The organism is Mesorhizobium sp. AR02, from assembly GCF_024746835.1.
Lineage (GTDB): Bacteria > Pseudomonadota > Alphaproteobacteria > Rhizobiales > Rhizobiaceae > Mesorhizobium.
The window spans coordinates 4242328-4266947 of record NZ_CP080531.1; the positions used below are offsets into that span (position 1 = coordinate 4242328).

Annotated in this window: 27 protein-coding genes; 16 read left to right on the top strand and 11 right to left on the bottom strand. The window is 63.4% G+C overall.

The window, feature by feature from the left end; genetic code table 11:
- Nucleotides 1-13 precede the first annotated feature (13 nt).
- The gene (locus tag DBIPINDM_RS24700) at nt 14-586 is read left to right on the top strand and encodes a GNAT family N-acetyltransferase (RefSeq protein WP_258581663.1); all 573 of its coding nucleotides are present in this window, start codon (nt 14-16) and stop codon (nt 584-586) included.
- Here the strand turns inward: DBIPINDM_RS24700 and DBIPINDM_RS24705 are convergent.
- The 5 genes from DBIPINDM_RS24705 to DBIPINDM_RS24725 all read right to left on the bottom strand — a co-directional run bounded on the left by DBIPINDM_RS24705 (nt 554) and on the right by DBIPINDM_RS24725 (nt 3739).
- A complete protein-coding gene (locus DBIPINDM_RS24705; RefSeq protein WP_258581664.1) occupies nt 554-1357 on the bottom strand; it encodes a hypothetical protein in 804 nt (267 codons plus the stop codon). The genes DBIPINDM_RS24700 and DBIPINDM_RS24705 overlap by 33 nt on opposite strands.
- A 302-nt stretch (nt 1358-1659) precedes the next feature.
- Complete coding sequence (locus DBIPINDM_RS24710) at nt 1660-1944, bottom strand: SCP2 sterol-binding domain-containing protein (RefSeq protein ID WP_027043088.1); 285 nt, start codon at nt 1942-1944, stop codon at nt 1660-1662.
- A 178-nt stretch (nt 1945-2122) separates the two neighbouring features.
- Nucleotides 2123-2659, bottom strand: coding sequence for a hypothetical protein (locus tag DBIPINDM_RS24715; RefSeq protein ID WP_258581665.1), 537 nt, complete (start codon nt 2657-2659; stop codon nt 2123-2125).
- Nucleotides 2660-2688: 29 nt separating this feature from the next.
- Nucleotides 2689-3114, bottom strand: coding sequence for a hypothetical protein (locus DBIPINDM_RS24720; protein ID WP_258581666.1), 426 nt, complete (start codon nt 3112-3114; stop codon nt 2689-2691).
- A gap of 13 nt (nt 3115-3127) precedes the next feature.
- The gene (locus DBIPINDM_RS24725; RefSeq protein WP_258581667.1) at nt 3128-3739 is read right to left on the bottom strand and encodes a rod-binding protein; all 612 of its coding nucleotides are present in this window, start codon (nt 3737-3739) and stop codon (nt 3128-3130) included.
- Between the two features lie 291 nt (nt 3740-4030).
- Here DBIPINDM_RS24725 and greA point away from each other — a divergent pair, with 291 nt between their 5' ends.
- Nucleotides 4031-4513, top strand: a complete 483-nt coding sequence (greA, locus tag DBIPINDM_RS24730; RefSeq protein ID WP_258581668.1) for a transcription elongation factor GreA — start codon at nt 4031-4033, stop codon at nt 4511-4513.
- Nucleotides 4514-4763: 250 nt separating this feature from the next.
- Here greA and DBIPINDM_RS24735 read toward each other — a convergent pair whose 3' ends face one another.
- Both DBIPINDM_RS24735 and DBIPINDM_RS24740 read right to left on the bottom strand, forming a co-directional pair.
- The gene (locus DBIPINDM_RS24735) at nt 4764-5933 is read right to left on the bottom strand and encodes an NAD(P)/FAD-dependent oxidoreductase (protein WP_258581669.1); all 1170 of its coding nucleotides are present in this window, start codon (nt 5931-5933) and stop codon (nt 4764-4766) included.
- Nucleotides 5933-6637: a class I SAM-dependent methyltransferase gene (locus DBIPINDM_RS24740; protein ID WP_258581670.1), complete on the bottom strand. Its 705-nt coding sequence runs from the start codon at nt 6635-6637 to the stop codon at nt 5933-5935. Before DBIPINDM_RS24740 ends, DBIPINDM_RS24735 begins: the two co-directional genes overlap by 1 nt.
- 330 nt (nt 6638-6967) lie before the next feature.
- Between DBIPINDM_RS24740 and DBIPINDM_RS24745 the strand changes: the two genes are divergently transcribed.
- From DBIPINDM_RS24745 to DBIPINDM_RS24765, 5 genes are all read left to right on the top strand, one after another.
- Nucleotides 6968-7984 carry a type III polyketide synthase gene (locus DBIPINDM_RS24745; RefSeq protein ID WP_258581671.1) on the top strand — a complete coding sequence of 339 codons (1017 nt, stop codon included), beginning with the start codon at nt 6968-6970 and terminating at the stop codon, nt 7982-7984.
- A gap of 58 nt (nt 7985-8042) precedes the next feature.
- Nucleotides 8043-9263 carry a sulfotransferase family protein gene (locus DBIPINDM_RS24750; protein WP_258589331.1) on the top strand — a complete coding sequence of 407 codons (1221 nt, stop codon included), beginning with the start codon at nt 8043-8045 and terminating at the stop codon, nt 9261-9263.
- Between the two features lie 138 nt (nt 9264-9401).
- The gene (locus DBIPINDM_RS24755; protein ID WP_258581672.1) at nt 9402-9887 is read left to right on the top strand and encodes an ABC transporter substrate-binding protein; all 486 of its coding nucleotides are present in this window, start codon (nt 9402-9404) and stop codon (nt 9885-9887) included.
- Nucleotides 9856-10617: an ABC transporter ATP-binding protein gene (locus tag DBIPINDM_RS24760; RefSeq protein ID WP_258581673.1), complete on the top strand. Its 762-nt coding sequence runs from the start codon at nt 9856-9858 to the stop codon at nt 10615-10617. The genes DBIPINDM_RS24755 and DBIPINDM_RS24760 overlap by 32 nt, the downstream gene beginning before the upstream one ends.
- A 3-nt stretch (nt 10618-10620) precedes the next feature.
- Entirely contained in the window at nt 10621-11742 is a 1122-nt protein-coding gene (locus DBIPINDM_RS24765; RefSeq protein ID WP_258581674.1) for an ABC transporter permease, read from the top strand.
- A gap of 164 nt (nt 11743-11906) precedes the next feature.
- On the opposite strand, the gene DBIPINDM_RS24770 is transcribed toward DBIPINDM_RS24765, so the two are convergent.
- Genes DBIPINDM_RS24770 through flhA form a run of 3 tightly spaced genes read right to left on the bottom strand, consistent with a single transcriptional unit; the run spans nt 11907 to nt 15129 of the window.
- Nucleotides 11907-12290: a hypothetical protein gene (locus DBIPINDM_RS24770; protein ID WP_258581675.1), complete on the bottom strand. Its 384-nt coding sequence runs from the start codon at nt 12288-12290 to the stop codon at nt 11907-11909.
- 2 nt (nt 12291-12292) lie between these two features.
- A complete protein-coding gene (gene fliR / locus DBIPINDM_RS24775; RefSeq protein WP_258581676.1) occupies nt 12293-13045 on the bottom strand; it encodes a flagellar biosynthetic protein FliR in 753 nt (250 codons plus the stop codon).
- Nucleotides 13042-15129 carry a flagellar biosynthesis protein FlhA gene (gene flhA / locus DBIPINDM_RS24780; protein WP_027045515.1) on the bottom strand — a complete coding sequence of 696 codons (2088 nt, stop codon included), beginning with the start codon at nt 15127-15129 and terminating at the stop codon, nt 13042-13044. The genes fliR and flhA overlap by 4 nt, the downstream gene beginning before the upstream one ends.
- 117 nt (nt 15130-15246) lie before the next feature.
- On the opposite strand from flhA, the gene DBIPINDM_RS24785 reads away from it, so the two are divergent.
- A complete protein-coding gene (locus DBIPINDM_RS24785) occupies nt 15247-15546 on the top strand; it encodes a putative quinol monooxygenase (protein WP_258581677.1) in 300 nt (99 codons plus the stop codon).
- Here the strand turns inward: DBIPINDM_RS24785 and DBIPINDM_RS24790 are convergent, their stop codons facing one another.
- Nucleotides 15547-16026, bottom strand: coding sequence for a MarR family winged helix-turn-helix transcriptional regulator (locus DBIPINDM_RS24790; protein ID WP_258581678.1), 480 nt, complete (start codon nt 16024-16026; stop codon nt 15547-15549).
- 62 nt (nt 16027-16088) lie between these two features.
- Between DBIPINDM_RS24790 and DBIPINDM_RS24795 the strand changes: the two genes are divergently transcribed.
- The 8 genes from DBIPINDM_RS24795 to DBIPINDM_RS24830 all read left to right on the top strand — a co-directional run bounded on the left by DBIPINDM_RS24795 (nt 16089) and on the right by DBIPINDM_RS24830 (nt 24606).
- Nucleotides 16089-16817 (top strand): NAD-dependent epimerase/dehydratase family protein, encoded by a 729-nt coding sequence (locus tag DBIPINDM_RS24795; protein WP_258581679.1) that lies wholly within the window; start codon nt 16089-16091, stop codon nt 16815-16817.
- A gap of 16 nt (nt 16818-16833) precedes the next feature.
- Nucleotides 16834-17340: a cupin domain-containing protein gene (locus DBIPINDM_RS24800; protein WP_258581680.1), complete on the top strand. Its 507-nt coding sequence runs from the start codon at nt 16834-16836 to the stop codon at nt 17338-17340.
- A gap of 736 nt (nt 17341-18076) precedes the next feature.
- A complete protein-coding gene (locus DBIPINDM_RS24805) occupies nt 18077-19858 on the top strand; it encodes a chloride channel protein (RefSeq protein ID WP_258581681.1) in 1782 nt (593 codons plus the stop codon).
- 168 nt (nt 19859-20026) lie between these two features.
- On the top strand, nt 20027-20686 hold the full coding sequence (locus tag DBIPINDM_RS24810; protein ID WP_258581682.1) for a helix-turn-helix domain-containing protein: 660 nt from the start codon (nt 20027-20029) through the stop codon (nt 20684-20686).
- A 39-nt stretch (nt 20687-20725) separates the two neighbouring features.
- Nucleotides 20726-21802 (top strand): PotD/PotF family extracellular solute-binding protein, encoded by a 1077-nt coding sequence (locus DBIPINDM_RS24815; RefSeq protein WP_258581683.1) that lies wholly within the window; start codon nt 20726-20728, stop codon nt 21800-21802.
- 22 nt (nt 21803-21824) lie between these two features.
- Nucleotides 21825-22697, top strand: coding sequence for an ABC transporter permease (locus DBIPINDM_RS24820; protein WP_258581684.1), 873 nt, complete (start codon nt 21825-21827; stop codon nt 22695-22697).
- A complete protein-coding gene (locus DBIPINDM_RS24825; protein WP_258581685.1) occupies nt 22697-23494 on the top strand; it encodes an ABC transporter permease in 798 nt (265 codons plus the stop codon). The genes DBIPINDM_RS24820 and DBIPINDM_RS24825 overlap by 1 nt, the downstream gene beginning before the upstream one ends.
- On the top strand, nt 23491-24606 hold the full coding sequence (locus tag DBIPINDM_RS24830; protein WP_258581686.1) for an ABC transporter ATP-binding protein: 1116 nt from the start codon (nt 23491-23493) through the stop codon (nt 24604-24606). The genes DBIPINDM_RS24825 and DBIPINDM_RS24830 overlap by 4 nt, the downstream gene beginning before the upstream one ends.
- Nucleotides 24607-24620 lie beyond the last annotated feature (14 nt).

Sequence of the window (24620 nt, forward strand, 5' to 3'; positions counted from 1 at the left end):
AGGGATTGCGGAAATGGAAATGTCAGTTGAAATCGTAGCTCATGCGCCGGCCTTCTCCATGGTCGCCGAAACCGTCGCCGACGTCGCGGCACGCGAAGCCTTGCTCGATCGCGCCATGGGGCCGATGCGGCGGAAAAAATCGTCGGAGAAGCTGCGGCGCAGCCGCCGGCCCTCGGAAGGCCTGGCCTTCGTCGCGCGCGATGCATCAGGCGGCGTCGCCGGCACGGTGCGGCTGTGGGATGTCCGGCTGGGCGAGGGCGGTCCGGCAGCGCTGCTGCTCGGCCCGCTCGCCGTCGATCCGTCGCTCAAGAATGCCGGCATCGGCTCGGCGCTGATGCGCCACGCCATCGCCGAAGCGGCTCGCCTCGGCCACGCGGCGATCCTGCTGGTCGGCGATGCGCCCTATTACGGACGCTTCGGCTTCTCGGCCGCCAGGACCGGCTCGCTCGCCATGCCGGGGCCTTATGAGCGGCATCGGCTGCTGGCGCTGGAGCTGGTGGACGGCGCGCTTGATGGCGTGCACGGCACGCTGAAGGCTTGCGGCCGCAAGCTGTCAGTTCCAGCCGAAGTGCTGCGCGCTGGCTGAGACCAGCGCGGCATACTCGGTCGCGACGGCATCCAGGCCGGTCACCGTCGGGGAACCGGCACCTCCGAGGCGGCTCACATAGCCCTCGCCTTTGGGGGCCTTGTCCCAGTCGTTGCCGATGAAGCGGGCCGCTGCCGTGCCGGAGTCCGATACTTGCGGCGCCGGCGGCCCGAACGCGGCTGCGGTGCGCTTCAGCCCATCCAGAAATGCTGCATTGTCGAGGCCGCTATAGGGCTTGCCGTTGCCGTCCACGACATTGAGAAATATCTGCTCGTCGCCAAAGGCGGTGTAACCGCCGCCCAGGCCCTTTTCCACGGCATCGGCTTTTTCGAAGAAACGCTGTGCCACAGCGGCATCGAGCGTGTCCTTGGGAAAACGGACGGTGACGAAGCCCGTGCTGCCGCTGCTGTCGTCCAATCGAGAAACGAGCACACTGTGCTGGTGGAAAATGTAGCCGAAGGCGGCGGCCAGACGATCGGCGGTCGCGTCGTCGAGCGTGGCCTCGGTCTGCAGCGAGGCGTTGGTCTTGAGGAGGTAGCCGCCCGGTGTGACTTCCGTCTCGAGCGCCGCCGGATCGACGCCTATGCTGGCGACGATTTTTGGCACGATTTTCTCAAGCACCTGCGCCGAAAAGGCAGCCCGTTCGGCGTAGCCGGCCGTCTTCAGCTTTGGCAGGTCGAAGCCCACGGAGGGTGTGGCCTCGTAGGAAATCAGGACACGCTCGTCGGCGGCCGCCGCCGCAGTCACCGAAACCACGGCAGCGATCAGCACCGCGCGCGCCACTGCTCGAACACTATGGATATTCATTACCGACCTCGCTGCTTTGCCGCCCCTATGGAGCCGAGGTCAGACTAAATGGATGATTTCACAATCAAAGGTATGAGCAGCTTGCGGTTCTCTGCCGCGTGAAGGTTTCGTGCCAAGATTGCCGAAGCCTGTGGAACGAATGTGCCGTCTTGAAGACGGTGTCCCGACAAGGCCCGAAGCACGTCCAGATGGATCATGAGGCGCGCTTCAGCCCTGTCTTATGCATGTCCATCCAAGCCATCGTATGGCTTGCGAGATCCATGCCGTCAGCCGATCAACTGGCTGAGCGCCATGGCCACCGTCATGTCGCCTTCGACTTTGATCTTGCCGGTCATGAACGCCATGGTCGGGTTCAGGTCGCCAGCGATCAGCGAGTCGAGATCGTCGAGCGAGAGCTTGATGGTGCAGTCGGTGGGGGCATCTGATGTCGAGACGGTTGCGCCGTCGATGACGATGACGCCATCGCCGCCGGTGTCGAACTTCACGGAACGATCGAACCCGCTGCTGGCCACGCGCGACTTGATCTTCTCGGCAATCTCCTGAACGCTCACGCTGTTCTCCTGTCTGGTTGCATCTGTCGCGCAGGGCATTTCGGTCCGGCCGAAGCCCATGCAGCATTTGCGATCTTGGTCGCTGCCGCATATAGCTTTGGGTTGACGTTTACGTCAACGCGAATCCTGGAGGCTGGTTCCTATCGCCGCACCGGACGAGCTGGTGGGGCACCAGTGGTCAGTGGGCCGGCGGCGCATCCGCTTCGACCGGTTTGGCCGTCTCGGGCGCCGTGGTGGTGGAATCCTGCCGGCGGCGCAGCCAGTTGTCGCGGATCTCGTCCTTGCTCAGGAAATTGACCTGATCGACCAGAACCTCATGCACCAAGTTTGCGCCGACGCGGGTGTTGATGGTGTCGCGGATCGCGGCGCGAAAGGCATCGAGGTCGATCGTCGCCTTCTTGGTGAAGTCGATCTGGGGATTGGAATAGAGGTAGGTGTAGACTTGGTCGGTGATCAGCGCTTCGGCCGGGATCGACAGTTTCTTTATCTGCTCCGGCTCGACGGTGTAGACCAGCTTGGCCAGGAAATAGCCGCCGATCTTGGAGTCGCGGATCAGCGGCACCGAAATGACGTCGGTCTTGACGTAATCCAGCCCGCCCAGCATCGGCTTGGGTTTCTCGCCGACGCCGCGTTCGCCGGCAGCCTGGAACGAATAGAACACCGCGCCGAGCGTGGCGGCGCAGACCCAGACCGCAATGGCGATGACCTTGATCATTTGGAACCCGAGCCCGACATCACCGCGCTCTAACCTTTCAGCCGGCCGAATTCGCCGGCGGAGTAGGTGCCGTCGGTTTCGGCACGCTGGATGGCACTGCGCAGCAGGCTGGCGACCTCGTTGACGGCGCTCAGATGCGCCAGGATCGCCGCCTCGTTCTTCGCCAGTTTCTGGCGCAGCCGGGTCAGGCCCTCGCGGTGCTGTTCGAGGAACTCGGCTTCGCTGCCGCCCTTCATGGCGCGCGTCAGCTCATAGAGATAGCGGCTCTTGCGTGCATTCGACGCCTTGAGGTCATAGCTGGTGTCGCTGCGGATGCCGGCGGTCTCTTCCTCGACCACCTCCTCGATGCGGCCGATGATGGCGGCAAGGTTTCCAGGCCGCGCGAACGGGATAGGAGCCTCCGACGCGGTGGTGCGCGCCGGCAGGTTGGCGGTGAATTCAGAAGAGTCGGTCATGGTGTTTTCCAGCCTAGATCTTGATGTCTGTTTTTATGGTTGTCTCGTCGCCGGTCATCGACCTGGCGGCCTTGCGCTGCAATTCCTGGACGAGCGAGGTGGACAGACGGGTTTGCTGATCGATCTCGGTCTTTTCCGGTCCGTTTGAGACCGGGCCGATCGGCACCTTGCGCTTGCCGTCCATATAGTGGTCGGCGAGCAGCGACTTGGCGATGCCGATGCCGCCGCGCTCGGCCATGACGTCGGCGACGCGCTCGGCGAGCTGCGATTTCCACATGTCGCCTGCGAGGCCGGTGCCGTAGACGCCCTCGGTGTCCTTGGGCAGCATGTTCTGGATGAAGGTCTGCAAGACCATCGCCTCGAACTTCTTGAATTTCTTGGCCGGATCGGCTGTCGCCGCCGCCTTGTCAGCCGTGGCGCGCGACAGGATCGAGCCGGCATCGATGGACGCCGCCGTATCGACCGAGAACGTGCCGACGGCACCACTCGCGCGCTTGGTCAGCGCGGCGCGGGCAGCCTCGATATCCATCGGATCGGCAGCTCGGGCGACATCCATAACGATGTCGCTGGGTGGTGAAATCGCCAAGAAAGTCCGCCTTTTGCCGGGTTTCCTTAGCCAGACCATGCCTCAACAAGCTTGTGGCAGGCTTGCGGGGGAGCGAGGCGGAATGCAGGTGTGAGGATCGGTTGTCCGCTTCGCGCCAGAAGCGGCCATCGCCGAGCAGATGTTCTGATGTCGCCTTTTGGGCCGGGAGAGGACCGTCCGGTTCTGGCATTGAAGGCAAGGGAGCAGACCTGCCGTCGACCCTTGTAGACATTCCGTTTCTGCCGAAGCCAGCCGTCGAATTGTTGCAACTTTGTTGTCGCCTATGGGTTATCCGATTACCAACAGTGTTCAACACGGAGTCCCGATCAATTGAGCGTAGCATTTGCCAAGGAGGAAAGCGCCGAGGCAGCATCGGAAACCATCCTGCCGGCTCGCCCTATCTCCGATCGGATCAACCTGGTCACGGAGGCGGGCCTCAAGATGCTGCAGGATGAATTGGCTCGCGCTCAGCAGGCTCTCGAGATCGCCAGCGTGCTGGAAGATGTCAACGAGAGGCGACGGCAATCGGCGGTTCCGGTTCGGGATATGCGCTATTATGCCGAACGCGTCCGTACGGCCCAGCTTATGTCGGTGCCGACGTCCAATGAAGTGATCGCCTTCGGTCACACCGTCACCTTCGAGCGTGATGATGGCCGCACGCAGACCTTCCGCATCGTCGGTGAGGATGAGGCCAACCCCTCCCAAGCGTCCATATCGCATGGTTCACCGGTTGCCATCGCACTGATTGGCAAAAGCGTTGGCGAAATTGTCCAGCTGGGGCAGCGCGAACTCGAGATCCTGTCCATTTCTTAGAGCAGTTCACCGTTTCACGGAAACGGTGAACTGCTCTAACTCTTTGTTTTGACGCAATTCCCTAGGGAAAGCCTACGCGCTTTTCCCGGGAAAACCGTTTCACACTTTTCCTGGAATTGCTCTAGGTGGAGATCGGTGTAGAACGCACGATCGAATTGCGGGGCATGTTCTGTGAACTCGTCACGGTCAACCGCCACCGTGACGTTTGGTACACCGTCAGGTGACGCCCAGCGAGCAGTGCTGCTTAATGTCAAAAGCCCGGAATAGGCTGGGTCTTTCCACTCAATCGAGCGCCAAGTGTCAAAGCCGCTGGAAAATTCTTAATCACGGCGCGCATAGCCGTCGCGCCGCCAGGCCCAAGCGCTATTCGGGCAATCAAGGCTGCGGCACGCAAACGGGTCGAGAATTGCCGACGCCATTGCCTTTCGTAGCGATGTCCGGCCTCGTCGTGGCCCTCGTGGCCTTTACCCAACGCGGTCAGTTCTCTCGCAAGGAGCCAGCCGGATTGCAGCGCCATCGAAATCCCTTCCGCGATTACAGGATGTGACTCACCTGCGATGTTGCCGACGCGGAAGATACCCTGATCATAGCAGGTTCGAATACCGGGATGAATCGGTCCCGCGGCGAGCCATGGGCCATCCAATTCGGCACTGGCCAGCACAGTTCCCACGCCTCGGCACGAGGCCAAGACATGGCGCCATAGTGCATCGGCGGCCGCACTATTTCCAGAACGTTGGCGCAGCCCGGATAGAACATCTCGGCGGATACAGCAGGAAATTGAAACCCGGCCACGGTCTGCCGTTACCATTCCACCATAGCCGCCCGGGAATACCAGCAGCGGCATCAGGTCGGGCGCCAGCGCGGCGCCGGTAAAATGCGCTTTGAACCCGAAAAGGTCGGAAGGTTGGCTCGTTCTTTCAATCTGGCTTGGGAGTTTCCCGGCTTCCCAGGATCCGTGCGCGGCAATTATAACAGGTGCGCTCAAAACCTTTTGTTGCTGTTCCGTCTCCACAGTCACAAACTGCACATCATCGCGCCGACGAATAGCGACAGCCTTGCAAGGCTGGAGAATTTCGACACCCGCGCGTTCGGCGGCCTGCAAAAGGACGAAATCCAGACGATCGCGGCCGAGAGCGCGGCCGAGACCCGTCTTGGCGCGCGGCATTCGCGCCTCGGCTGAGACATCGCCCGAAAAGAACCCGACGCGACGTATTTCGGGGCCGGCTTCCGCGCGCCAAGTCTCGCCGACGCCCAACTGGTCGAGCAAGGCAAGGCTGGTGCCTGACATGAATTCGCCGCAGACCTTTCGGCGAGGAAACGCGACCTTCTCCACCATTGCCACCGACCAACCATGCTGGGCCAGCGCAATGGCGGTAGAACTGCCGGCGGGGCCGGCACCGATGACTATTGCGTCGTGCATTATTTGGTGCCGGGCATGCTGGCGCCGACAAAACCTTGAGTGAAGAGGCCTTTGCGGGCCTCCATCACGGGCGTTCCACCTGACAGTTGCCACAATTGTGAAAGTTCCGTGCCGCGAAAACCGGCGCGGACACTTTGCGCCGCGTCGTTCAGCGTCACCGCGCAGGCGCCGATCAATCGCAGGAACCGGGTCGCGGCAAGTGGCACCTTGGCCCTGAGCGGCTCCGTCGCGACGAGCATCGGAGCCATCGTCATGATCCGGGCAAACAGCTCCAGCAGGCGCGTGTCGTCGAAGTGATGGAGGATAAGGTTGGCGCAAACTAGATCGAAGGGCCCGTCCCCTGTCCAATCGAATATATCGGCGGTTACGGGTCGCGCCTGCCAACCAAATTCGGCAAAAGAGTTGCACAAATCCTTGCCGATCAGGTCGATCCTGTCGACCATGACGATCTCCACATCGGGCCAGCGCCGCGCCATCAGCCGCGCCACCGTCAGCATGAACTTTCCGTCACCGGCCCCTATTTCAAGGATGCGTAGCGGCGGCGTCGGCACGTTCGTTCGCAGGAGCGATGCCATGATCCTGGCCTGGAACATCAATGCATTGATGCGAACGAGATCACGACGGGATGCAATCGCACGAGGATCATCGGCCGGGAGACCGTCGAGGAGCTCTGGCTCCAGATGCCGGATGTTTATGTCGGTCATGCGGAAATCTAGGGCTTCAGCCGGCAATCCGGCAATTCGGTCGTACCTTCATGGCCGCGCGCTGTTCATGGCGGAACTCGCATGTGAACTCAATCCGGATGGCGAAGCCGAACGTCGGTCCCTTTCATACAGGATCGGAGGCTGGTATCACAGTTTGCTAATAAGAAATATCGGCGCTACGCAATAAAATGCTTTACGCCGGCGTTTACCTTAGGAACGCTTCCCCAATTCCTAGACCTCTTATGAGACCCGATTGGGCTCATTGTCGGAGCAATTTTGTCCCCTCAAGCGTATCTGAACCGCATTGCCACGTCAGTTCCAGAACACGACGTGCATCAGTTCTACCTCCGCTATGGGGCTTTGCTGCTCGAAGACGATGCCCAGCGCCTTACGCTCTTCGAGCGAATGGTCGCTCTTGCCGGGATCGAACATCGCTATTCCTGCTTTGCGCCTGCCGACGATCCGCGCGGTGGGGCAATCGACCGCGACGGCACCTCGGTCAGGGGCTCGTTCGCCAGCACCGCAATCCGTATGGAGATGTACGAAGCCGCCGCGCCGGAGCTCGCGCAACAGGCCGTCGACAAGCTTCTGGCCGACGACGACCGCTCGCTGATCACGCATTTGATCGTGACGAGCTGCACCGGCTTTTCGGCGCCCGGCATCGACCTCGAGCTGGTGCAGCGATGCGGCCTGCCGACGTCGGTCGAGCGCACCATCGTCGGCTTCATGGGGTGCTATGCCGCCATCAACGCCTTGAAGCTGTCACGCCATATCGTGCGCTCCGACCCGAAAGCCCGCGTGCTGATCGTCAACATCGAATTGTGCACGCTGCATTTCAGGGAAGCCGCCGAGCTCGAGAAGCTGATCTCGTTCTGTCTATGGGGCGACGGTTGCGCGGCCTCGCTGGTAACGGCTGAGCCGCATGGCATTCTGCTCGAAAGCTTCCACGCCATCGTCGCGGCGGAGTGCAAGGAGCTGATGAGCTGGCGCATCCGCGACGACGGCTTTGACATGGTGCTGTCCGGCCAGGTTCCCGGCGCGGTCCGCGAGACGCTGCGCAACGAGCATCCGGCCATCCTCGGCGGCAGGCCCGCCAAGGAGATCGATTTGTGGGCGGTGCATCCCGGCGGCCGCTCCGTGCTCGACGCGGTCGAGCGGGCACTCAAACTGGAGCCGACCGCGCTCGCCGCATCGCGCGAAGTGCTCCGGCGATACGGCAACATGTCGTCGGCAACCGTGATGTTCGTGATGGCCGAAATGCTGAAGGAGCCAGCGGGCTTGCGCGGCTGCGGCATGGCGTTCGGGCCGGGGTTGACCACCGAGACCATGATGTTCCGGACTGCCTGAGGAGGTCTGGTGGCCTGCCCGGTTTGAACATCTGAACCTATGGATCATAAGTTCCTTGATGATGCCATCGCACAATGTCCAACATCGCATCCGAGCTTTCGCAGCCCGTTGGCTGGTGCCTTATTTGCCGTATCCGCACTTCATGTTCGTGGCACCTCTTGACGCCGTGCTGAGGATCCTGTGGCACGCGGAAGGCCGGATTCCTCCCGCCTATTGGCCGCGCCTGGTTCTCCTGCTCCTGCTTTCCGGGATCAGCACGGTCGCCTCCCTGCCGGAGCGCATGATCCTTTGGCTATGGCTGCGGCTGCGACCTCCCCGGATGGAGCGGGATAACGCCCCTGTGTTCGTCCTCGGCTACTTCCGATCCGGGACGACGTTTTTGCAGAACCTGCTGGCAGCCGATCCGAGCCTGAGATCGCCGAGCTTGCCGCAGGTCCTGGCGCCCCAGACATTCGTCCTCGGCTGGGTTCTGCTCCGCTACCTTTTCGTACCGTTGCTGCCGTTGACGCGCCTCAACGCAGTGGTGCCGGTAGGCGCCAGATTGCCAGCGGAGGACGATTTCGCGTTGAACAATATGGGTGGGATGTCTGTCCTCGCAGGACGCGCCATGTTTCCCCGCCGGCAGGCCTTCTTCAATCGATTTCACGATCTCGACGCGCTTTCGGTGGACGAGTTTAGCCGCTGGCGCTCACATCAGTTCGCTTTCGTCCAGAAGCTTGCTCTCGTTGCGGGCGGGCGGCGACTTCTGCTCAAGTCGCCGAGCCATACGGCGCGCGTCCGCTACCTCCTGGAGCTGTTTCCGGGCGCCAAGTTTGTCCACATCTCCCGTTCACCGGAAGTCGTGTTTCGGTCCAACCTCCTTCTGGCGCGCGAATTGCAACGTGCATTCGCCCTGCAGCCGCCACTGCCCGAGGACGAGCAGGAGGAGATCATCACCTGCGAATATCTCGCGACAGAAATGCACTATCTGGCAGATAGAGCTCAGATTCCCGCCGCCGACCTCGCAGAAGTGCGGCTGCAGGATCTGATCGCCGACCCCGTGGGCGAGATGAAGCGGATCTACCGCGAACTGGGCCTGCCATTTTCCCGCAGCTGCGAGGAGCGGATGCTGCAGGTCGCTGCGACGTTCGTCAAACAGGTGCCCAACCGCCATCCCGACCTGACGGAAAGGCAGAAAGCGCGGGTAGCTCGCCTCGAACCGCTGGCTGCGACTTTCGGGCATACGCCTGCACAGGCTTCTGAGAGGCTCGATGTTGACAGCCAACAGCGCATCGGATGACATAGGATCATGACAGCAGCCCTATGGTCGCACGCAAGCTGGGCAGCGTTGGCCCGGCTGTTGCTCGTCTCCGTGCTACTCGCGATCTGCGCCCCATCGCTTTCGGCAGCTGCCGATGAGCAGAGTGAGGCGGTCAAGTTGGTTGAGACTGTGCGCCAGGCGGCGATTGTGCTTGGGCACGGTGGATCCGCCGAGGGGCAGCTCCGCTCGATCTCCGCGGCGTTCGACGGTAGGGGGATCGCGCAAGCCGTGCTCGGGACGTATTGGCGCCGTGCGAGTGCGGAAGACCGCGCCTCGGTGGTCGATGCGCTTCTTTATGCCATTGCACACAGGCTGGCCGACAAGCTGGAGCGGACGCAGGACAAGACTTTCACAGTGCTCGGCACAAAGGCTCTGGCTAACGGCGACATCCTGGTGCGCAGCGAATTCCGCCGGCCGCTCCACGGCCCAACGTCCGTGGACTGGCGTGTCCGCCACTGCCGCGGACAACTCTGCATCGGCGATGTCTTTGTCGACGGCGGCTCCGTGACCGTGCAGCAGCGGGACCGCATTGCCCAGTTGCTCGCCGGCAACGGCGGCTCGATCCCAGCACTTGTCGCCGATCTCAGGAAAGGCCGGGTATGACTCCCCGCTCGTGCTCATGTCCCTCCTCGTCGAATTGAGCAATGTCGGCCGCGACTTTGACGGCGGCCGCATTGTCGCCGTTGACGATGTGTCGCTTGCGATCGAGGATGACGAGACCGTCGCCATTGTCGGCCGGAGCGGAAGCGGCAAGTCGACGATCCTGAACCTGGTCTGTGGGCTTGACCGGCCGACGCGCGGCGAAGTTCGGTTCGAAGGACGGGCCATCAACGGAAGGGCTGCATGGGCAGCCGTCCGGGCCAGCAAGATCGGCATCGTTTTCCAGAACTTCTTCCTGCTCCAGTCGTTGTCGGCGCGCGAGAACATCGAAGTGGCTTTGTTGGGAAACCTCGGCGGAGCGCGGCAGCGTCGCGTTCGCGCGCTCGAACTTCTGGCACATTTCGGTCTTGCCGAGCGCGCCACGCTCCGGCCGGCCGAGCTTTCGGGCGGCGAACGCCAGCGGCTTGCAATTGCACGAGCGCTTGCAAACCGCCCGAAGCTTCTCGTTGCGGACGAGCCGACAGGAAGCCTCGACGTTCAGACGAGCCAATCCGTGATGAGCATCATTGGTAACGTGCATCGTGAGTTCGGCACTGCGGTGGTCGTCGTGACCCATGACGAGGATGTGGCCGCACTGTGCGGTCGGCGCGTCGAGATCTCCGACGGCCGCATCCGTTCGGACAGCCGAATGGGGGCAATGTCGACGCCCGCGCCGATGTCGCGGATCCGCTGACCCATGACAGAGCTGACCCTTCCCTTGCGCGGTCTGATTGCGCGCCCGCTTCGCACGCTCCTCACGGTTCTCGGCATCGCCTTGGCGGTCGCGGGCTTTGTGGCGCTTACCGGCCTGACTGCCGGCGTCCAGCGCTCGTTCGCATCGGGAATCGATGAGAACGGCGCGGACCTGGTGGTGAGCCAGCGCGGCGCGTTCAACCTGGTGAGCAGCACCGTGCCTAGGTCGCTGGGCTCCGGGCTTACCGCGGTGCCAAACGTCGAGGCCGTGTCGGGCGTTCTCCTGAACATCACCACCGCCGACGACGATGCGAATATTGTCATGGCGGGCTGGCCCGCCGGCAGCTTCCTGTGGAAGGATATGCACCTCCTGGCGGGGCGAATCCCTGCACCGGGGGATCAGTGGCCCGTGATCCTAGGCGAGTCGATCGCCACCGCATTGGACAAGCGGGTCGGTGATACCATCGAACTCCAGTTCCAGCCCTACCAGATTGTCGGCATCGCGTCGTTCTCGTCAGTGCTGAACCAAAACAGCGCGATCGTTCCGCTCGAAGGGCTGCAGCAACTCCTGTCGCGGGAGGACGTGTTTACCTTGTACGAGGTGAGGTTGAAGCGCCCGCTCGAGAGCAACGACATCGCCGTTGCACGAACCCGGCTCATCGCGGCCGCACCGGGATTCGCGGTGGGCGACACCGAGCAGTTTGCCAGCAGCATCCGCATCTTCGATCTGCTTCAGGCGATTGCCCGGACAATTTCACTGGTTGTCATGGCGATGGCCTCTGTCGCCGTTGCCAATACACTGCTGATGGCGGTGAACGAACGGACGTTCGAGATTGGGGTTCTCGCAGCGCTTGGCTGGTCTCCGAGGCGGATCCTTCGGCTCATTCTTATCGAAGGCGTGATCATGAGCGCTGCCGGCGGGGTAATCGGGATCATTCTCGGCGCCCTTGCCATGGAAATGGCGGCGAAGACAAAGTTCGCGGCGGGTCTGATCGTGCCTTACCTGTCGGGCTGGTCGATCGCGCAGGCGCTGATCTTCGTCTTCATTGCAGGGCCCCTCGGCGCGCTCTACCCGGCCTGGCGCGCCACGCGCCTTCTCCCCGCTGACGCGCTCCGCAGGATCTGACGGGTGGTCGAGTGTTTATCAAACAGGCGGATCATGCGGGGGCAGGCTGAAGAGGGACCCGTGGTGACCGGCGATATCTGCTTTCAGGAAAGAGCATGGCAAAGCGGTCGTTCATGTCGCTCCGTCCGTAAGTCAGCTTTGGGTCATAATCGGAATTCTCGCCGCTACTCCTCGTGCCGCTTCTGCGCGATCAGGTCCAGCCGTTCGCGGTCGGCGCTCTCGCGCTCGTCGCGGTTGCGCACGTCCTTGTAGGCGCGCTCGACCATGTTGGTGCGCGCGCTTGCCGCGGCGATGAGGGCGACTTCTTGTTTGGCACTTTCCAGGCTCTTCTCCTGGCGCACCACGGCCTGGGCGATGCGGCGATGATAGAGATCGGGGAACAGGCCGGACAGCGAATTGTCCTGGTCGAAATGGCCGATCAATTCCCGGGCTTCGGCCTCGGCGGCGTTTGCCGCGGCCAGGAAGGTGGCGTGGCGGGTCTCGTGCAGCGCCTTCAGCTGTTCCTGCACCTTGACCAGTTTCTTCAGGCGGTCCTTGCGGGTGGTCATCGCTACCTCGCCAGCGTCAGGTCGACGAAGCCGTCGACGAACAGCGACAGCATGGTGCCGATGGCGAAATAGAAGATGATCATGCCGCCGGCGATGACGAAGGGCTGGGAGATGAAATAGATCGGGATCTGCGGGGTCAGCTTGTTGACGAAGCCGATCGTCAGATTGACCAGAATGGCATAGGCGACGAACGGGCTGCCGAGGCGGATGACCAGAAAGAACGTGTCCGACACGGTGTCGGTGATGTCGACGAGGGCGGTCTGCGGGTTGAAGAAGACGTTGACCGGCGCGACGGTGTAGGACGCCACCAGGGCGCGGACGATCTCGTGGTCGAAATCGAAGACGAACAGCATCAACAGCGCCGAGAACGAGATGATGGCGGCAAGGGCGGCCTGCGGTTCCGGCTCCTCGATCGCCGGTCCGCCCGAGCCGCCATAGCCGATCAGCATGGCAATCGCCGAGCCCATGAAGCGCAGTGCCTCCATGTAGAGCCTGGTCATGGCGCCGATCAGCCCGCCGACCAAAAGTTCCGAGATGATCATCGGCACCAGGATCTGCGGGCGCGGATCGACGAAAGGGATGATGCGGTCCCACAGGAAGGCGAGCAGGCCGCCGGTGGCGGCGACCGCCACGAACAGCCTGACCTGCACCGGCACGCGGGCGCTGGACAGGCCCGGCATCAGCATGAAGCAGGCGCCGATGCGGCAGAAGGCGAGGAACGCCGCGATGACGACGCTCTGCGAAAGAACGCTCACGATATGGTCCCGAGCACCCTGATCTCGACGCCCTTGGCGATTTCGACATGGGAGAGCACCGGCAGCGTGGTGAACAGGCGCTCGATGATCATGCGCACATAGGGGCGGGCGTCGGGCGCGGTGACGAGGACGAAACGCTCGCCGGCTTCGAGGAATTTCTTGATCGCCTTGGTGGCGTCCTGGCCGAATTCCTCGAGCTGGCGCGGATCAATGTCGAACTCGCGCACCTCGCCCTTGGCGTCGCGCTTGAGGCTCTGGTGGAAGGCAAGGTCCCAGCGGTTGCCAAGACGCAACACCTTGAGCACGCCGCCTTCAGAGAGATCGCCGCAGATCTGCTGCGCCATGCGGATGCGGACATGCTCGACGATCTGCTCGGTACGGCGCACATGCGGCGCGATCTCGGCGATGGCCTCGATGATCAGGTGCAGATTGCGGATCGAGACGCGCTCGGCAAGCAGCAGCTTCAGCACCGCCTGCAGACCGGGATAGGAGATGTGCGTGGTGCAGATCTCGTCGGCGAGCTTGCGATACTCCTGGTCCTGGCGCTCGAGCAGCGCCTTCATGTCCTTGTAGGACAGGAGCTGCGGCAGGTTGTTGCGGATCACCTCGGAGAGATGGGTGAGCAGCACCGACATGTTGTCGGCAAAGGTGTAGTTCTCGCGCTTCAGATCCTCGGCGAAGGTTTCCATGACGGAATAGGCGCGCATGCCGAAGGCCGGCTCGCGGATCTCTTCGCCGGGTATTTCGGGCACGTCGCGGCTGCCGAGCAGCACCATGATCTCGCCGACGCGCATCGAATATTCGGCAACCACCGTGCCATGCACCTTGATCTGATAGCTCTTCGGCGGGATGGCGAAATCGTCGGCGACGCGCACTTCCGGCACGACGAAGCCGTATTGCTGGGCGAATTTCTTGCGCATCTTGGCCATGCGGAAGACCAGTTCCTGATGCGAGACCAGCAGCCGGGTCGACAGCTGCTTGCCAATCAGGAGTTCGATCTCGGCGGTGGCGAGCGAGGCCTTGACCGAGTTCTTCTCCTCCTCGACCTTGGTCGCCTTCTCCTGGGTCTTCAACGCTTCGGCCGCGGCGAGGACGCGGTTGGCGCGCATCGGGATGATGTAGCCGAGAGCGGCCATGCCACCGGCCAGTGCAAAGAAGGGAAACAGCGGCAGGCCGGGCATCAGGCCGAGCAGCACCAGCAGCGCCGCCGCCACGTAAAGCGCGCGCGGATGGGCGCCGAGCTGGCCGAACACGGCCTGGTTGGTCGAGCCGCGCGTGCCGCCCTTGGACACCAGCAGGCCGGCGGCGAGCGAGACGATCAGCGCCGGGATCTGGGTGACTAGGCCGTCGCCGACCGACAGCTTGATGAACACGTCGGCGGCCTCGCCCATGCCCATGCCATGCCTGATGTAGCCGATGGCGATGCCGCCGACGATGTTGATGGCGGTGATGATGAGGCCGGCAATGGCGTCGCCGCGTACGAATTTCGAGGCACCGTCCATCGAGCCGAAGAAGGAGGATTCTTCTTCCAGCTCGCGGCGGCGCAGCTGCGCGGTCTTGTCGTCGATCATGCCGGCGGAAAGATCGGCGTCGATCGACATCTGCTTGCCGGGGATGGCGTCGAGGGTGAAGCGGGCGCCGACTTCGGCGATACGGGTGGCGCCCTTGGTGATGACGATGAAGTTCACCACGATCAGGATCATGAAGACGATCAAGCCGATGACGAAATCGCTGGCCATCACCAGCTTGGAGAAGCCAGCAATGACGTAGCCGGCGGCGTGCGTGCCCTCATTGCCGTGCGACAGGATCATGCGCGTGGTGGCGATGTTCAGGGATAGCCGCAGCATCGTGGCGATGAGCAGCACAGTCGGGAACGAGGAGAAATCGAGCGGCCGCTGGATCCACAGCGCCACCATCAGGATCAGCACCGAAAGCGCGATCGAGAAGGCGAGGCCGATGTCGATGAGAAAGGCCGGGATCGGCAGGAACAGCACGGCCAGGATGATGACGATGCCGAGCGCGAAGAAGACATCGCGGCCGTTCTTGGCCACCGCGCCGGGCTGGATGCTTTCGCTGATCGCCATTGAAGTCCTCGAACCATAGACTGCCCGCGCATAGGACAGCCCGGCGAGGGTAGCTGGCCAAGCTTGCGCGAGGGTGGGAAAGTGGCCGGACCTGATGTCGCGAAGGAAGGGAAACCCATGCTCCTGATCATTGGCACGATCCGTTTGCCGCCCGACAGATTCGAGGAGGCAAGGCTTGCGATGGAGCGCATGATCTCGGGCAGCCGCGCCGAGGATGGCTGCCTCGAATATTCCTATGCACGGGACGTGCTCGACGCGGGGCTGATCCGGGTTACCGAGGCGTGGCGCGACAGGGCCGCGCTCGATGCGCATTTCCGCTCGCCGCACATCGCCGAGTGGCGTTCAAGCTGGCCGTCGCTTGGCATCGGCGAGCGCAACCTCGTGCTCTACGAGGCAGGTGAGCCCACGCCGACCTGATCAGGACTCGGCTGTGGTGGCCGTGGCGACGCCGACCAGCCAGCGCCTGACCGCGCGTTCTTCCGCAACCGACAGCCCCTGCGTCAGCTCGCTCTCGATGGCTCTCACGCGCTCGCGACAGGCGCGCAGCAGGGCGCGGCCGCTGTCGCTGAGATCGATGTGCTGGATGCGGCCATGAACGGCATGCGGTTTGCGCACCAGCGAGCCGGCTCGTTCGAGATTGGCGACGATGACGCTGAGCGTTTGTGGGGTGAGCAGCGCCAGCCGGGCAAGGTCGGCATTGGAGAGGCCGGGATAGGCCGCAAGCATGGTCAGCGTGACGAATTGCGGCTGCGTCACGCCGAGATCGCCCAGCGCCCTGTCCATTCTAAGCCGATGCGCGCCGGCGGCCTGCCGCAGGAGATAGCCGAGATAGCCTTCCTCGCCGCGTTTGCCTTCGCCGGGAGCCGGAATCGACGGACGCTGATTGGGCTTGCGCATGATATCAGAGCTCTTATATGTTGTTCGTGCACTGATATTACGACGATGTGGAGTTCATGACGATGGGTCATCGAATTTTTCTTGCCGGCGCCTCGGGCGCCATCGGCCAGCGGCTGATCCCGCAGTTTCTGGCCGCCGGCCATCAGGTGACCGGCACCACGCGCAATGCGAACAAGGCCGCGACATTGCGCGCCCTCGGGGTCGAGCCGGCGGTCGTGGATGTCTTCGATGCCGAGGCGCTGTCGCGCGTGATGCTCGCCGCCAAGCCTGACATCGTCGTCCACCAGCTGACCGACCTGCCGCCGGGCCTCGACCCGAGCCGGATGGGCGAGGCCATCGTGCGCAATGCCCGTATCCGCGACGAAGGCACGCGCAATCTGGTCGCGGCCGCCGTCGCATCCGGTGTCCGGCGCATGGTGGCGCAAAGCATCGCCTGGGCCTACGCGCCGGGTCCGGAGCCGCATGCCGAAGCCGACCCGCTGGACGGTGGCGCCAGCGGCAATCGCGGCATCAGCGTCGGCGGTGTCATCGCCTTGGAAAAGGCCGTTCTCAACGCACCATTCGAGGGTGTCGTCCTGCGCTACGGTCAGCTCTATGGGCCGGGAACGGGAACCGATGCGGCTGCCGGCGCATCGCCGGTGCATGTCGATGCGGCTGCCTATGCAGCGCTGCTCGCGCTCGACAAGGGTGCGCCCGGAATCTTCAACGTGGCGGAGCCCAACCAGGCGGTCTCGACGCAAAGGGCGGTCGAGGAGCTGGGTTGGCGCGCCGATTTCCGTTTGCCTGCCTGAATTCGGAGACATCGATATGATCGGCAATCAAGCTCGTTTGCGCACCGGCCAATCTCTTATCGCCGTCAGCGCTGTCGGGGTTCTGTTTGCGCTCACGGCAAAGTGGGCCGGCCCCGATTTCATTGGCGTCGTGCCTGATGGCATGGAAATGCAGATGGCAAATGCCGATGCGGACGGTGCCGCCGGGGCACGGCCGAAGACGGTCGTCACGCCGGTCTCCTGTGAGCAACTGCCGAACGTGCCGGGCAAGTCGATCACCACGGTGATCGTGGCATTTCCGCCCAACGGCTTTACGCCCCGCCACCGGCATCCGGGCTCGGTCAGCGCCTTCGTCCTCAAAGGCACGCTGCGCTCGCAGCTCGAAGGCAGCCCGGCCGTCGTCTATACCGAGGGACAGACCTGGTTCGAGCCACCTAGCACGGTCCATCTCTTCGCTGAGAATGCCAGCACCACCGAGCCCGCCGAACTCCTGGCAACATTCATCGCCGACGACGATTGCGGGCCGCTGACCATACCGGATTGACGGCAGAAGCGGTTGCCTCTCGATCGGATGGCAAAGAAGGCCCAAAGCGCGTCACGTTGAAACGCATTCATGCGACGCACTTCAGGTCCTTGTTTTTATGCATGTCGTTTTCGCAGAACCGAGGTCACTTTTGGGCGACCTGCATTAGCAGGCGTTGACCTGTCTGCAGGACCAACCTCCGCCATCGGTATCGTGGCAATCTTCATAGCTGCCGTAACACATGTTTGTTGAGTTACGGTACCAAGGATAACCGCCAGGACAGCAGACGTCCTGCTGTGCGGTCCGAAGAAGTCCTTCCGTCGGCCGGCTCTGTTTTTCCGTATTGCCTCCCGACAAAAGAGACATGGAGTATGAAATATTATGCTTAACTGGCATATCTATGCTTGAGTGGCTTATTGCAGACGAACTCAAAAAAATCGTGGCAAACAGCCAATGAAAACAACCCCCGCGCACTCATGTTCTCCTCCTTGAGGGAAATAGTGACGGGTTAAAATATCACGCTTCAGGCGGTGCGTCGATTTCGCAAGTGAACGGGGGAAGGAGCATCGCCGCGAATCCGCTGTCGGATTTCAGATGACCGCCTCACTTATGCCTTTTGGGCTCGGGATTGATCGAAAGAAGCCTCTAAACCGTTCGAGAACGATCCTTACATCGGGCAACCGGCATCGCGGTTGCCATGCTGTATCGCTGGGCGTATCAGCCTTCCACGTCCCTTTGATATCGGCGAGCCGCCCCGGTGCTTTCCAGAAACCAACCACAAGTCTACGCCCGCCGGCTGCGCGCGGTGCTGCTGAGGTCAATTCCGCTGCTCGAGGCGCGCGGCATCGCCGTCGTCATCCTGGCGGGCGTCGTCGGCGTCATGGCGGGCATACTGGTCACGGCGATGAGCCAGATCGTGCAGGATTTGCACGGGCTGTTGTTCGGCGTTCAGCCCGGCGGCCGGCTTTCCGGCATGTTCTCGCTCGCCAATCCCATGCAGGCGCTGATACCGGCGGTCGGCGGCGCCTTGCTTGGGCTGAGCGTAATCTGGCTGCGGTTGCGTAAATTCCGCACCCCGGTCGATCCGATCGAAGCCAACGCGCTCTATGGCGGGCGCATGTCGCTGACCGACACGTTCATCATCGCCGGCCAGACGATGATCTCCAGCGGCTTCGGCGCCTCGGTCGGACTGGAAGCCGGCTACACACAGGTCGGATCCGGCCTGGCATCGCGGCTGGCGCGCATCTTCAGGCTGCGCCGCAACGATGTCCGCATCCTGGTCGGCTGTGGTGCGGCCGGCGCCATCGCCGCCGCCTTCGATGCGCCGCTGACGGGTGCCTTCTACGGTTTCGAACTGGTCATCGGCATCTACTCGGTCGCCAATGTCGCGCCTGTGATGACGGCCGCGATCTGCGCCTCGCTGACGGCGGAGATGTTCGGCGGCGTGCCGTTTCCGCTCGAGCTTTCAGGGCTGCCGGCGCTGACGCCCAGCCAGTACGTGCCGTTCCTGCTGCTTGGGCTGCTGGGCGGCGCGGCTTCGATCGCCATCATGCAACTGGTGACGCTGATCGAACGCGGCTTCAACAGGCTGTCGGTCGATGCCTCGCTGCGCCCCGTCATCGGCGGCGTCCTCGTCGGCCTGCTGGGGCTGATCACGCCGCAGGTCCTGTCCAGCGGCCATGGCGCGCTGCACCGCGAATTCGCCATGAATTATGGGCTGACCGTGGTCGCCAGCGTCTTCGTGCTCAAGCTCGCGGCGTCAGCAATCTCGCTTGGTTCCGGCTTTCGCGGCGGCCTGTTCTTCGCTTCGCTGTTCCTCGGCGCGCTGCTCGGCAAGGCGTTCGCCGGCGTGATGGCGCTGGTCTCGCCGGCGACCGGCATCGACCCTTCGGTTGCCGCCGTCGTCGGCATGACCTCGCTTGCCGTCGGCGTCGTCGGCGGCCCGCTGACCATGACCTTCCTGGCACTGGAATCGACGCGCGACCTGACGCTCACCGGCGTCGTCCTGGCGGCCTCGATCATGGCGGCGATCCTGGTGCGCGAAACCTTCGGCTATTCGTTCTCGACATGGCGCTTCCATCTGCGTGGCGAAACGATCCGCAGCGCCCATGATGTCGGCTGGATGCGCAGCCTGACCGTCGGCTCGATGATGCGCAAGGACATCAAGACCATCGATGCCTCGACGACGCTTTCCGCCTTCCGCAAGCAAATCCCGCTCGGCTCTGCCCAGCGCGTCATCGCCGTCGACCCGGGCGATCAGTATGTCGGCGTGCTGATCGTGGCCGAACTGCACAGCGATCCCGCCGGCGGCGAGGTGCCGGTGCGCGATCTCGCCCAGTACAAGGATGCCGTCCTGGTGCCCAGCATGAACGTGCAGGCCGCCGCCGAGACGTTCCAGCGCGCCGGCGCCGAGGAACTGGCGGTCGTCGAGGATTTCACCGACCACATCGTGCTCGGTCTGCTGACCGAGGGCCATCTGATGCGGCGCTACGCCGAAGAACTCGAAAAGGCGCGCCGGGACCTGTCGGGCGAGGGGTAGAGGGCGCACCTGCGCATCCCCTTGTCGACCGGCGGGCACGTCCTCCCCAGGACACACCCTCCGATTTGAGCAAGCCTGGCCCAGATATCGGTGCACTCCTGACACCATGCGCGGCTTGCCAATTGTACAGTGCCACTGTACAGAATGTTAAGTGAGGTGGAAGACGGCATGAGCAAGGGGTCCGACAAGGCTTCGGTAAAGACGGGCGACGTATCGGCCGCGACGCATGCCCATCAGGTGCTGGGCATGCGCCTCAAGAGCCTTCGTCTCGCCCGCAGGCTGTCCTTGCGGGAGCTTGCCGAAGCGACCGGAACGAGCGCCAGTTTCATCAGCCAGCTTGAACGCGGCCTGACCGGCGCCAGCACCGCTTCGCTCAACCAGATGGCTTCGGCGCTCGGCGTCAGCGTCGCCATGCTGTTCGAGGAAAGCACGGCGCAAAACCATGGCGTCCTGAGACGCAGCGAGCGGCCGAGCCTGCCGCCCAGCGACGGCTGCCGCAAGATGCTGTTGTCGCGCCCGCCGCTGAGCGACATGGAAGTCTATGTCGGGGAATTCGACATTGGCGGCTCGACCGGACCCGATCGCTACACCCATGGCGACGCACACGAGATGCTCGTCGTGCTGCGCGGGGTCGTCGAGGTCTCGCTCGGCGAGGCGCGCCATGTGCTCGAGGAGGGCGACAGCATCGAATACACGACCTCGACACCGCATCGCTCAGAGAACATCGGCAGTGGCCGAGCCGAAGTGATGTGGATCATAGCGCCGCCGACCTCGGTGCGCGCCGAACTCGACCAATACACGGCCTGGAAACCGCTCGCGGCCAGGTAGGTCCAATCCAATGCGGGCATCAATGGGAGAATGACAATCATGCAGAAAACGAAAGCTTTGTATCTCAGCGCCGTGATGGCGCTTGGCGTGCTGGCAACCGCGGCGTTCGCGCAGGAGAAGCCGGTCGCAGGCGAGGTCAAGGAGGGGTCGCTGAAGGGCAAGACCCTGACGTTCGTCTCCTATGGCGGCATCTACCAGGACGGCCAGGCGGCCGCGCTGAAGGAGTTCGTCGACAAGTCCGGCGTCAAGCTGCTCAATGACGGACCGACCGAGATCGCCAAGCTGCAGGCGCAGGTCGAGTCCGGCAATGTAGCCTGGGACGTCGTCGACACCGACGACCTGCCGCCTTACGTCTATTGCGGCAAGCTGTTCCAGAAGCTGGATCTGACGAAGCTCGACGTCTCGAAAATCCCGGAAGGCCAGGTCGGCGAGTGCTCGGTGCCGGCGATGAACTACGGCGTCGTGCTGATGTACAACAAGGAGAAGTACAAGGATAACCCGCCCAAGAGCTGGGCCGACTTCTTCGATACGGCAAAGTTCCCCGGCGTGCGCGGGATCGACGGCTCAGGCAGCCCGACGGGTGGCTTGCTGGAACAGGCGTTCAAGGTTGCCGGCGGCGATCCGAAGGCGATGACGGTGGCCGATATCGACAAGGCTATCGATGTGGTCCGCAAGCTCGGCCCCGATACGATTTTCTGGAAGACGGGGGCTGAATCGCAGCAGCTGGCGGAATCCGGCGAGGCCGACATGCTGATGATGTGGACAGGTCGCGCCATGACCGCGGTCAAGAACGGCGCCAAATACGCGCCGGCCTGGCAGGATTGGCTGGTGGTGATGGACCAGATGACGATCCCGGTCGGCGTCAAGGATACGGACGCGTCCTACGCGCTGCTCAATGCCTATCTCGGCAAACAGTCGCAGGAAATCCTGGCGGAGAAGACCTCCTACACGCCGATCAACAGCGACGCGCAGCCCAAGGTCGACGCTTCCGTCGCCGCCTTCCTGACCAACACGCCGGATCGCCAGAAGCAGGGCTACAAGCAGAACTTCAAGTTCTGGGTCCCGAACTTCGCGCTGGCGCAGGAGAAGTGGTCCGCGCTGATGGCCGGCAACTGAGCGAGCGAACGAGAGGCAGATCGTGAGCGCGTCCGAGCTTCCGACCCAACCCGCCGCCGATGTGCGGCCGGGACGGGCATGGCGGCCGTTCGCGCTCACGGCGCCGGCGCTGATCCTGCTCGTCGCGGTGATCGGCTATCCGCTGCTCACCATTGTGCTGCGCAGCCTGTCGGAGCCGGAATGGGGCGTGCAGAACTACGTCTGGTTCTTCGGCGCGCCCATCAATCTCACGGTGCTACAGCGCACTTTCACCATCTCGGCCTGGGTGACGATCGTCTGCGTGATCTGCGCTTATCCTTACGCCTATCTGATGACCGCCGTCGGGCCGCGCGTGCGGCTCGTCCTGGTGCTCTGCGTGCTGATCCCGTTCTGGGTGAGCGGGGTGGTTCGCACGCTGTCCTGGGTGATTCTGCTGCAGGATTCAGGCGTCATCAATTCGCTGCTGAGGTCGGCCGGTTTTGACGGCATCCGGCTGATCCGTACCCAGACCGGCGTGGTGATCGGCATGGCGCAGGTGCTCCTGCCCTTCATGATCCTGCCGCTCTATTCGGTGATGAAGGGCATCGACCTCAGGCTGATGCGGGCTGCGCAAAGCCTCGGTGCACGACCTTCGCGCGCGTTCCTTACCGTCTACCTGCCGCTGTCGCTGCCCGGCGTGTATGCCGGCGCGATCATCGTCTTCATCCTGGCGCTGGGCTTCTACATCACGCCGGCGCTGCTCGGTGGGCCGCGCTCGACCATGCTGTCGACGCTGGTGCAGACCCAGGTGCTCAGCCTGCTGCAATGGGGTCGCGGCGGCGCCATGGGCGTGGTGCTGCTCGTCACCACGTTCGTGCTTCTGGCGCTCGCAGCACCCGTGATGCGCTCGCGGTACCGGGAAGCGGGGCGGCACTGATGGAGATGAAACCGCTCACCCGCGTGATCCTCGGCCTCGTCTGCCTGCTGGTGGCGGTATGGCTGGTGGCGCCGACGCTGGTCGTCGTGCCGATGTCGTTCAACGCCAACAAGTCACTCGCCTTTCCGCCGCAGGGCTTCTCCTGGCAGTGGTACCAGAACTTCTTCACCAATCCGGACTGGTCGTCGAGCTTCCTCAACTCGTTGAAGGTCGCCTCGGTGGTGGCGGCGCTGGCAACGGTGCTCGGCACGCTCGCGGCCTTCGGCCTCGACCGCATGAAGGCCGGGCCGGCCAACCTGTTGCGCATGCTGATGCTGACGCCGATGGTGGTGCCGGGCGTGGTGCTGGCCATTGGCATCTACGCCGTCTATCTCGACACCCACCTGGTCGGCACGCTGCTGGGCTTCGTGCTTGCCCACACCATCCTGGCACTTCCCTTCGTGCTGATCGCGGTCTCGGCCAGCCTCGAAGTGTTCGACAGGCGCCTCGAGACGGCGGCGGCGAGCCTCGGCGCGGGAGCGCTGACCGCGTTCCGCACGGTGACGCTGCCGTTGATCCTGCCCGGCATCCTGTCCGGCCTGCTCTTCGCCTTCGCCACCTCCTTCGACGAGATCGTGGTGTCGCTGTTCATCACCAACCCCTATCTCAAGACCTTGCCCGTGCAGATATTCTCCTCCATCACACGCGACGCCGACCCGACCGTTGCCGCCGTCGGCACGATCCTGCTTTTCGCCACCACGATCCTGATCGGCGGCGGCATGCTTCTTCTTGGTCGCGAGCGGAAAGGACGCCAATGAAGCAGGGACAGCAGAGCAAGGGCGCGGCGATCGATCTCGAATCGATCAGCAAGGCCTATGGCGGCTTCAAGGCGCTGGACGGCGTGTCGCTGCGGATCGAGCCTGGCGAGTTCATGACGCTGCTCGGCCCGAGCGGCTCCGGCAAGACCACGACGCTGAATGTCGTGGCCGGCTTCACCGATCTGACGAGCGGCAAACTGCTGGTCGGCGGCAAGAACGTCGTCGGCGTGCCGGCGCACAAGCGCAACATCGGCGTGGTGTTCCAGCACTATGCGCTGTTCCCGCATATGAGCGTCGGCCGCAACGTCGCCTATCCGCTGACGCTGCGCGGCGTCGACCAGGCGACGCGGCAAGCGCGTGTGGCAAGGGCGCTCGACATGGTCAAGATGGGCGATTTCGCGCATCGCTATCCCAGCGAACTGTCGGGCGGCCAGCAGCAGCGCGTGGCGCTGGCGCGCGCCATCGTCTTCGACCCGCCGCTGCTTTTGATGGACGAGCCGCTCGGTGCGCTCGACAAGAAGCTGCGCGAATGGCTGCAGCTCGAGATCAAGCGCATCCACCGCGAGCTTGGCACCACCTTTGTCTATGTGACGCACGACCAGGAAGAGGCGCTGGTTCTGTCGGACCGCATCGCCGTGTTCAATCGCGGGCGGATCGAGCAGGTTGGCACCGGCCGCGAACTCTATGATGAACCGACGACGCTGTTCGTCGGCCGCTTCATCGGCGATTCCACCGTGCTGCGCGGCGAGGCGCGAAGCGACGGCGCGAGCACGGCGCTAAGCATCGCCGGCGAGACGGTGACGACGCCTCGGCGGATCGCCGGCGAGGCCAGCCCGGTCATGCTGCTGCGCCCCGAAAAGCTCGCCATCCGCCGGCCCGGCCAGAGCGCGGCGGGCACCACCAACCGGCTGCCGGGGACGATCGCGGAAGCCATCTATCTCGGCTCGGGATCGAAATACGAGGTCAGGCTCGCCGATGACTCCACGGCGATCGTGCGCTCGCCGCTGACCGGCGACAGCTTTGGCCTTGGCGACAAGGTGGAGCTTTGCTTCGACGGTGCCGACGCCAAGCTTCTGGCCGATGACAGCTCGGCCGACGCGACGCTGACCTGATCCCCATCAACCCG